Origin of the sequence: Erwinia rhapontici (assembly GCF_012271765.1) — a bacterium.
Lineage (GTDB): Bacteria > Pseudomonadota > Gammaproteobacteria > Enterobacterales > Enterobacteriaceae > Erwinia > Erwinia rhapontici.
Window position 1 is genome coordinate 99,913 of record NZ_VRKO01000001.1, and the last position, 8,889, is coordinate 108,801.

Sequence of the window (8,889 nt, forward strand, 5' to 3'; positions counted from 1 at the left end):
TGTTCTTCACTTGCGACTAAAAAACCGCATTCCTGCCGCACAGCAATCTCCCGCTACTACCTGTGGAAATAAATGCAGCTTATTTTAAACAGCGGTTCGATGACTTATGGAGAGGGGCACACAGGGGATATTTTTTGCGGGGAGAAAAACAAAAAAAGCCGCACTTGGCGGCTTTTTTATGACTAACACATCACTGCTCAGGCTAATGCCCTCATCGCTGTCGTCGGTGTTAGCGAGATTATCGCAAATTACAGAGCGATAACGTTTACAGCTGATGGACCTTTAGCGCCGTTCTCGATAGAGAACTCAACTTTCTGGCCTTCATCTAAGGTTTTGAAATCGCTGCTCTGGATAGCAGAGAAATGTACGAATACATCTTTGCTGCCGTCTGCTGGAGTGATGAAACCGAAGCCTTTATCAGCGTTAAACCATTTTACTAAACCAGTCATTTTGTTAGACATAGATATTTCCTTTCAATTTTTGAGCCACTTAACATGGCGAACATGGCCTGTTCATCAGATTTAAACTTATGGGCACTTAGGAGGAGGCTCTCGATGAAGGGATATCTTTGATAACACTTGTACTGAGGACTGCTTTACTAAAACTGCTTTCATAAGGTCTGTATTCCAAACCGATGAGGCATAGTAGACCGGATAAGACTCAACAAGCAAGGATTCATTTCACTTATATTTTTTGAACTTTATGGTTCACGTCTGGTCAGCGGGTTGTACTGAAGGATAAGTGCTCATGTGGGTGAGCTCATGAAAATGTCACCAGGCTTAAATGATAAAAGCCCTGACAGAGATTGCCAGGGCTTTTAAGGTACTGCTAACTCAAACTTTAACATTAATGAACTTAACGAGTAATGACTTCTATTAGTACTTCGTCAAATGTACGTGTTTATTACGGATAGTATAAGTGACTAAGATTCTAGCTTACCTCCATAAATGACAGTTAACATCATCATGCCTGTCGAAAGACATGGCCGGTTAAACAAGTACACACCCAACGCGACGTAGACTCTTTGATACGTGGCTTGACTTCCATTGTGACTTAATAACACACATCACAACATTCGGACTCGCTTATATCGGTAAAACATAGCCTTATGTCATCGCGCTTACGTTCCCACCCTGCGATTTCGCAACTGACTGCGTGGCCTTAAGCATCATCGAAGCGAGTGGATAACAATAACTAAACTCACAACGACTCTCCCATACAAAAATACTTCGTGACCTTCATCGCAAAATAAACATTAAACTTTATCTGACACAACCCGGTAATATTCCCGTGCTGTGAGTTCTAATCTACTGCTTTAAAAACAAGAGTCAATACTGTTTTTAATGCCATGTGATTATTATCAGTGTTTATCACCTCAATTGTCAGGCAGGGAGAAAATCTGGTGATATAAACGCCAGCTGTCCGCCAAACCGGGTAGAAATCATTATAAATGGGCAAAAAAACAAGGTAAAAATCAATATCCATGCCAAGAAAGCCATTACTCGAAAATAATTTAGGCTACGTTCAACTTTTTCCTGCATTTATTTTTAACATGCACATGCTTCAGTCAACGCGTGGCCCTTCAGGATTGCCAAACAGCAAACGCTGCGCCCACGGGTGACATTATCGACATGATAATGCTTAGCGGGGTAAATCGCTTTCCACCAGCGTAAGCTCCTGTGCCGTATAGCGTTCACCGATAATATTCTCCGCCGCAAACAAACGATCGAGCAGTGCCAGGTCATCCTCTGCCAGACGGATATCGACGGCACGGCAGTTATCTTCCAGATGGGGAATTTTGCTGGCACCTGGAACAGGCACAATGTTCTCACCTTTCGCCAGTACCCAGGCCAGCGCCATCTGCGCCGCGCTACAGCTATAGCCGTAAGCCACGTCTTTTAGCTGCTCGACTAACAAAAGATTGTGGGCCAGCGCCTCTTTCTGGAAACGCGGCAGATAATGACGGAAATCATCGGCTGCCAACACGGGAAGCTTTCCTGAAAGGAAACCTCGGCCCAATGGACTGTAAGGGACAAAACCGATGCCAAGTTGACGACAGGTTGAGAGCAAGCAGTGTTCAGGCTCACGTGACCACAACGAATACTCACTCTGCACGGCGGTAATGGGATGCACCGCATGTGCACGCTGTAATGTTTCGCTGGAAATTTCTGACAAACCCAGGTGCAGAACTTTCCCCTCACGTACCAGGTCGGCCATTGTTCCCACCACGTCCTCCACTGCTACGCTCGGGTCGAGGCGGTGTTGATAGTAGAGGTCAATCACTTCTACCCCCAGACGCTGTAAGGATGCCTCTACCGAGGCACGAATATTTTCAGGCTGGCTGTTCACGCCTTTAATACGTTCCCAGCCTTCCCCCTCATTCGTGATATGAAAACCAAATTTGGTAGCGACCTTTACTTTACCCGCGTGGCCTTTCAGTGCTTTTCCAATCAGAGACTCGTTGGTGAACGGCCCGTAAACTTCCGCAGTATCAAGGAAATCTATGCCCAGATCGAAGGCGCGATGCAGCGTTTTGATCATCTGCTGTTCATCGCCCGGCTGCCCGTAGGCAAAACTCATTCCCATGCATCCCAGACCGAGAGCGGAAACGTGAAAATGTTCACTGCCTAATGTTCTTTGTTTCATCATTTTTATCCCGTTGATTAGCGACAATGTCGTTATACTTTCCCCGGTTAAAATCAACAATTGACGCTAATTAAGCGCTTTAATGAAAAATAATCATCAATATGAAAAATCGCACTACGCTACAGGAATTAGAGATTTTCGCTGCCATCGCCCGCCATCTCAATTTCCGCAAGGCGGCGGAGGAGCGTAATGTCACACCTTCGACGTTGAGTCATACCCTCACAAATCTGGAGCAGCGTATCGGTTTGCGGCTCCTGAACCGCACCACGCGCAGCGTATCGTTAACTGAGGCGGGTCGTGCTTTTCTGTCGCGTATTGAACCGGCACTGGTCGATTTGTCCAGTGCGGTGGATGAGTTGAACACCTGGCGTGCCGATCCACGAGGCACACTGCGTCTCAATATGCCGCGCAATGCGGAAGCCCTTGCTCTGCACCCTGTATTGCTGCCGTTCCGCCAGCAGTACCCCGACATTGCCCTGGAGATAGCCACCAGCGATGGCTTTGTGAACATTGTGGAAGAGGGTTTTGATGCCGGTGTACGTTTTGGCAACGTCATTCCGCAGGATATGGTGGCGATCCCCTTCGGCATGCCCGTCACTGGCGCAGTGATTGCCAGCCCGGCGTTTGTTGCCCATCACGGTGCGCCGCAGCATCCGGATGAACTGCCAGACTATCCCTGTATCCAGCGGCGTTTTCCCAGCGGAATGCAATATAAATGGGAGTTCCAGGTGCAGAGCAAATTGAAGGAGATTGCGGTCAACGGCAATCTGACACTGGATAACGATCAGATGATGATTAAGGCCGCACAAGCCGGGGCCGGCATCGCCTTTGTGCTGCGCAACCTGAGTGAAAGCGCGCTGGCAAGCGGGGAACTGGTGGAGCTGCTGACTGACTATGTGGCGCCAGCTGAAAGTTTCTGGCTCTATTACCCCAGCCGTAAATACCACTCCGCCGCGATGCGCTGCTTTATTGAGTGGGTACAACAGGCCAATCGCGGCGTGATACACTCAAATTCCTTGCTGAATCACGCTGAGCCACGATGAATAGCGAACAACCGAATACGCAACTGGTCCGCTGCGACCGCCCCATCCCACACGTTGCGCGCCTGACGCTCCACCGCCCCGCCGCGCGTAATGCCTATAATGCCGTCATGATCAGCGAGCTGGAACAGTGCCTGAACTGGTGCGAACAGCAGGCCGATATCCGCACCGTTATCCTTACTGGCAGCGGAACCGTGTTTTGCGGTGGGGCCGATCTACAGGAGGCCTTTACCGACGGTGGCAAAGGCCTGATCAATTCGCACGGTGGGTTTAACCCGTTGCAACATCTGCCACGGCGCAAAATCTGGATAGCGGCACTGAATGGTCATGCCTTTGGTGGTGGACTGGAACTGGCGCTGGAATGTGATTTTATTATTGCCGCTGAGCAGGTGAAAATTGCGCTACCCGAAGTGAAGCATGGCCTGCTGCCGCTTGGCGGGGCCATCGGCCAACTGGCAACACGGCTGCCTGCGAGCGTTGCACGAGAGATGCTGCTTATTGGTGAGCCCATGGACGCTCAGCGTGCGCTGGCGCTGGGCCTGTTTTACCAGGTGACCACAGCGGAAGACCTTTTGGAAAATACACTGACGCTGGCTGCCAGCCTTAACCGCAACGCACCGCTGGCCGTTCAAGCCTGTAACGCCCTGCTGAAAGCAGCCCACGCCCAGGATCTTTGTCAAATCAGCGCTGCAGAATTGCAGCAGCTCCAGGCGAGCCTGGATTATCAGGAAAGTCTGCTCGCCTTCAGCGAAAAGCGCGCTCCGCAGTGGCGCGGAAAATAGGTTTAAAGCCGCACGGCTTTAAATAACGCACTTAATCCCAGCCCTCCGGCGATGCCCAACATCGCCAGACCAAAGCCGCCACTGTGCGGCTGGCCCAGAAGCTGGCTGAACAGACGCGTTACCATTATCGCACCTGATGCGCCATAAGGATGCCCCAGAGCAATAGCGCCGCCCTGGCGGTTAATCCGCATCTCATCAATATGCAAAGCATCAACAGACCCCAGAACCTGGGCAGCAAAAGCTTCGTTAAACTCAATGACGTTGACCTGATCCAGCGTCAGACACGGCTGACGTGCCAGCAGTTTCTGCGTGGCGGGCACCGGCCCGAGGCCCAGCAGATTAGGATCGACGCCTGCGCTACAGGCATCCGCAAACAGCAGTCCTTCGGTAAAACCACTGGCACGTGCCCTGCGGCGGCTCATCACCAGAAGCAACGATGCGCCATCATTCAGCGGGCAACAGTTGCCCGCCGTTACTGTTCCGTCAGCGGCAAACACCGGCGACAATGCCGAGAGCTTAGCCAGCGAGGTGTCGGCACGCGGACACTCATCGTTCTCCACCAGACGCCCCCTGACGCTAACCGGGACAATCTCTTGCCGAAATGCCCCCTGCTGCTGTGCCGCCAGCGCACGCTGATGGCTGCGCAGGGCAAACTGATCCTGACGCTCCCGGCTGATGCCACACTGGCGCGCCACATTCTCGGCCGCCATGCCCATCTCCGGGTCACCGATATCATCCGGTGAAAACTGCGCGCGTCCGAAGAAACGCGGCATCTGTTTCAGCGATGCGGGTTTTTCCACGCGCCACGGTGCAGTACTGACACTTTCAACGCCGCCCGCCAGATAACACTCCCCTGCTCTGGCCTGCACCAGACGGCAGGCATTAATCACCGCTTCCAGCCCGGAACCACACTGGCGATCCACCGTGACGGCAGGAACAGAGAGCGGCAAGCCCGCCGTCAGCGCTGCCAGCCGGGCAATATTGCCGCCGCCGCCCGTCGCATTACCGATAATCACTTCATCAATCGCGGTAAACCCCGCTGGCAGGGTCGCCATGATGTGCTCAAACAGCGGTGTCAGCAGCGCGGCCATCGGCACACCGTCAAAGATGCCATAAGCTCTGCCAACCGGAGTACGTCGTGCAGCGACGATCACCGGCTGCCAGTCATCCTCTGGCTGGTAATTCAGTAAGCTCTTTGCTGCTGCCATGTTGTGCGATCCTTTTTTCCAGCTCGGTGCGTTTTATTTTACCGCTCGGCGTCAGTGGCCAGTGTGTAATATGATAAAACTGGCGCGGAATTTTATATTTCGCCAGCAGTGAGCGACAACGTTGTGATAACTGTGTCAGTTCTTCTGGTGCGCCCTCAACAATAGCGACCATTTTCTTACCCAGATAATCATCATCAACCGCAATCACTACGGCTTCAATAATTCCCGGCAATGATTTAATCGCTGACTCTATTTCAGAGAGATAAATATTATTGCCACCGCTGAGGATCATATTTCCCCGACGGCCAATGACATGCAGGCGATCATCATCATCGAGATAACCGATATCAGCCACCGTCGCCGTTGACTGATCTTTTACAAAGGCGCTGCCGTCATCGCCCCACAAATAACGGTCGATAATTTGTTCGCTGGTAATATAAATGGTGCCCGGCTGGTTCGCGGGAAGAACCTCTCCCTGATCATTACGGATGCTAATCTCCACGCCGGGAAACGCCTGGCCGACCGTTGCCAGCGATGCGCTGATATCGGCATCCTCCAGGGTGGAAACGGCAATAAAGCCCAGCTCTGAGGCACCGTAATATTCCTGCATTCGCGCGACGGGAAACAGTGTCCGCGCCTGACGGTAGTGATTTAGCTCCAGCTTGGCACCCGCGCTTAACAGACGCTGGAGGCTGGGATATGCGCTGCCTTCTGCCACACGAGCAAACCCGGCGATCATCGTGGGGACGACCACCAGCCGTTCGATCTGTCGCTGCGCAATCAACGCCAGCGCCGCCGCAGGCTGCCACTGCCCGGGGCTGTAGAAGGTTCCTCCGGCGTACAGCGTTTCATTCAGGCAGTAAAGGCCAATACCGTGAGAAAGGGGACCGGGAAACAGCGTTGAGGGGGCATGTTTTAACCCAAAGAGCGCTTCACCGTTTTCAAAGCTACAGCGCCAGGATCGTCGCGATCGGATAAAGGCTTTCGGCAGACTGGTGGTGCCGGAGGTAAAGTTGATCAGAAACGGCGTTTCAGCCTGCATCCCGGCGGTAAATTCGGGATCGTCTGGCAGAACACGTGGCGCGGGTTCGCTATCGACGGCCAGCCAGCGGATCGCCAGCTGCTCGGCCTGTGCGATCAGCGCCCGATCCTCTGCTTTCAGCAGCAACAGATCCGGCGCCAGCCGTTGCAGCATATCGTGGCGTTGTTCAACGGGCACCTGAGGATCGATAATCGCCGCCGTAAAAGGCTGCGCAGTGGCCGCCAGCCAGGCAACGGGGAAGGTAATATCGTTACCGATGGCTATTGCTACAGTGCGGTTTTCACTAGTGGAAGGCATCCGGCACAGCTGCTGGTACAGCACCTGCGCACGCTGCCACAGCTGCTGCCAGCTCAGCGTGTAACCTTCAATATCAACGGCGGTCAGGTCGGGATGGTTTTCTGCATGCTGCTTAACTCTGTCGTGAACCGGCATGACGATCAGGCCCCGACAAACGGAAAGTGCCGGGTGAGCGCCTGACGGGCTTCATCCGGGATCGGGCACGGCTTATTATCCGTCAGACTTACACAGACCCAGATGAATTTGCCTTCGGCGCACAGCGTGGTTTTATCATCGAGCATTAAACGGATGGTGAAAATTAAACTGCTGTTACCGATTTTCTCAATCAACACCTGAGGTAACACCACATCATCCACTGACAGCGGATGAGAGAAAGTGGCTTCGCATTTTTTCACGTGGTAGGCCACACCCGCAGTGTGTGGTCGAAATAAAGGCAGAATATCAGCGCGGCGAAACGCATTAACCACAGCATCTTCACAATAGTCTAAATAAACAGAATTATGCACGTGACCGTTTAAATCTATATCGCGCATTGATACGCGAAATGTTTCGCTATTATACTGTTCCTGCATAAAAAACATTAACCTGTCAACCGGACAACACTGAAGAAAATATACCATGAAAGAGACTTTATTCACCAGAGCAGTCGTCCGGGAGTTCGGCAAAATCGGTGAGGTGATGCAGCTTGAACAGAGTCCACTCACAGAGTTAACCGCAGGCCAGGTGCGGGTGAAAATGGCCTTCGCCACCATCAACCCCTCTGATATTATTACTATTTCTGGTGCCTATCGTTCACGTATCGCCCTGCCCTTTGTGCCGGGCTTCGAGGGAATGGGCAGAATAAGCCAGAGTAATGAGGCCGGGTTGCCTGTTGGCCAGCGTGTGTTACCCGTTGGCAGCATGGGAGCCTGGCAGCATTATAAGGACTGCGATCCGCAGTGGTGTTTTACGCTGCCAGACTTCGTGACTGACCAGCAGGCGGCGACCAGCTACGTCAATCCAATGACCGCGCTGCTGATGCTGACCGAGGAAATGCATTTCACCCCGGGGATGCGCATTATCATCAATGCAGCAAACTCGGCCATCGGTAAAATGCTGATCCGCATTGCCAATCATCTGGGGCTGAAGCCGATTGCAATTGTGCGTAAAGCAGAGAACCTCGACATCTTCGGCGGGTATGCCACAGAGCAGGTGCTGAACAGCAGCGCACAAGATTATCCGCAGGCGCTGGCCGCGTTAGCACAACGCGGCGGCGTAGCGACTATTTTCGACTGCATCGGTGGTGAAGAGTCTCTGGCGCTGGCCCAGGCACTGACGCCGGGTGGGCAGTTTATTCACTATGGCCTGCTGTCTGGTCAGCCGATCCCGGCGACCTTCTGGCGCAGCCGCCCGGATATTCGCTTCTCTAATTTCCATCTGCGTCTGTGGGTGCACGGCCATGAGAAGACGCGGGTTCAACGCAAAATCAATGAGGTGATGGCGCTGATCCGCGACGGCGTGATTGCCACCGAGATTGTCGCCGAATATGAGCTGGAGGAGATCGACCAGGCGGTCAAAGCCGTGCAGTCAGGGGAGTTGAAAGGGAAGATTTTATTGCGGATGTAACCATTATTCCGGGAAAAAAACCGGGCGAGGCTTGCCTCGCCCCTACGCAGATCCCCGTAGGGGGCGGGCATGCCCGCCCCGTTTACAACGTCAGATAAGCCCCCACGCAGATCCCCGTAGGGGTCGGGCATGCCCGACCCGTTTACAACGTCAGATAAGCCCCCACGCAGATTCCCGTAAGGGGTCGGGCATTGTAGGACCGGGTACATAGGTAACAGATCAGACCGGGCACACAGGTAACACTTTTATGCCGGGTCGACCCTGATAAT

The 8,889-nt window shown here is 53.0% G+C and carries 8 protein-coding genes; 3 read left to right on the forward strand and 5 right to left on the reverse strand.

The annotated features are described in order from the left end of the window. Positions 1–248: 248 nt before the first annotated feature. Positions 249–461 (reverse strand): transcription antiterminator/RNA stability regulator CspE, encoded by a 213-nt coding sequence (gene cspE / locus FVB43_RS00465; RefSeq protein ID WP_133842250.1) that lies wholly within the window; start codon positions 459–461, stop codon positions 249–251. Between the two features lie 1,180 nt (positions 462–1,641). Then, positions 1,642–2,646: an aldo/keto reductase gene (locus tag FVB43_RS00470; RefSeq protein WP_167863217.1), complete on the reverse strand. Its 1,005-nt coding sequence runs from the start codon at positions 2,644–2,646 to the stop codon at positions 1,642–1,644. A 101-nt stretch (positions 2,647–2,747) separates the two neighbouring features. Between FVB43_RS00470 and FVB43_RS00475 the strand changes: the two genes are divergently transcribed. Together FVB43_RS00475 and FVB43_RS00480 are read left to right on the forward strand one after the other, a co-directional pair. Next, on the forward strand, positions 2,748–3,689 hold the full coding sequence (locus FVB43_RS00475) for a LysR family transcriptional regulator (RefSeq protein WP_133842251.1): 942 nt from the start codon (positions 2,748–2,750) through the stop codon (positions 3,687–3,689). Then, positions 3,686–4,468, forward strand: coding sequence for an enoyl-CoA hydratase/isomerase family protein (locus FVB43_RS00480; protein ID WP_167863212.1), 783 nt, complete (start codon positions 3,686–3,688; stop codon positions 4,466–4,468). Before FVB43_RS00475 ends, FVB43_RS00480 begins: the two co-directional genes overlap by 4 nt. A 2-nt stretch (positions 4,469–4,470) precedes the next feature. On the opposite strand, the gene FVB43_RS00485 is transcribed toward FVB43_RS00480, so the two are convergent. Genes FVB43_RS00485 through FVB43_RS00495 form a run of 3 tightly spaced genes read right to left on the reverse strand, consistent with a single transcriptional unit; the run spans position 4,471 to position 7,596 of the window. Then, positions 4,471–5,676, reverse strand: coding sequence for a thiolase family protein (locus tag FVB43_RS00485; RefSeq protein ID WP_167863213.1), 1,206 nt, complete (start codon positions 5,674–5,676; stop codon positions 4,471–4,473). Then, on the reverse strand, positions 5,633–7,150 hold the full coding sequence (locus FVB43_RS00490) for an AMP-binding protein (RefSeq protein WP_167863214.1): 1,518 nt from the start codon (positions 7,148–7,150) through the stop codon (positions 5,633–5,635). Before FVB43_RS00490 ends, FVB43_RS00485 begins: the two co-directional genes overlap by 44 nt. Before the next feature lie 5 nt (positions 7,151–7,155). After that, positions 7,156–7,596 (reverse strand): acyl-CoA thioesterase, encoded by a 441-nt coding sequence (locus FVB43_RS00495; RefSeq protein WP_133842255.1) that lies wholly within the window; start codon positions 7,594–7,596, stop codon positions 7,156–7,158. Positions 7,597–7,633: 37 nt separating this feature from the next. Between FVB43_RS00495 and FVB43_RS00500 the strand changes: the two genes are divergently transcribed. Further along, entirely contained in the window at positions 7,634–8,620 is a 987-nt protein-coding gene (locus FVB43_RS00500; protein ID WP_159336898.1) for a zinc-dependent alcohol dehydrogenase family protein, read from the forward strand. Positions 8,621–8,889 lie beyond the last annotated feature (269 nt).

Coding starts and splice junctions, on each gene's coding strand:
- FVB43_RS00485 (WP_167863213.1), bottom strand. CDS start 5,676: ATGGCAGCAGCAAAGAGCTTACTGAATTACCAGCCAGAGGATGACTGG.
- FVB43_RS00500 (WP_159336898.1), top strand. CDS start 7,634: ATGAAAGAGACTTTATTCACCAGAGCAGTCGTCCGGGAGTTCGGCAAA.
- FVB43_RS00495 (WP_133842255.1), bottom strand. CDS start 7,596: ATGTTTTTTATGCAGGAACAGTATAATAGCGAAACATTTCGCGTATCA.
- FVB43_RS00490 (WP_167863214.1), bottom strand. CDS start 7,150: ATGCCGGTTCACGACAGAGTTAAGCAGCATGCAGAAAACCATCCCGAC.
- FVB43_RS00480 (WP_167863212.1), top strand. CDS start 3,686: ATGAATAGCGAACAACCGAATACGCAACTGGTCCGCTGCGACCGCCCC.
- FVB43_RS00470 (WP_167863217.1), bottom strand. CDS start 2,646: ATGAAACAAAGAACATTAGGCAGTGAACATTTTCACGTTTCCGCTCTC.
- FVB43_RS00475 (WP_133842251.1), top strand. CDS start 2,748: ATGAAAAATCGCACTACGCTACAGGAATTAGAGATTTTCGCTGCCATC.
- cspE (WP_133842250.1), bottom strand. CDS start 461: ATGTCTAACAAAATGACTGGTTTAGTAAAATGGTTTAACGCTGATAAA.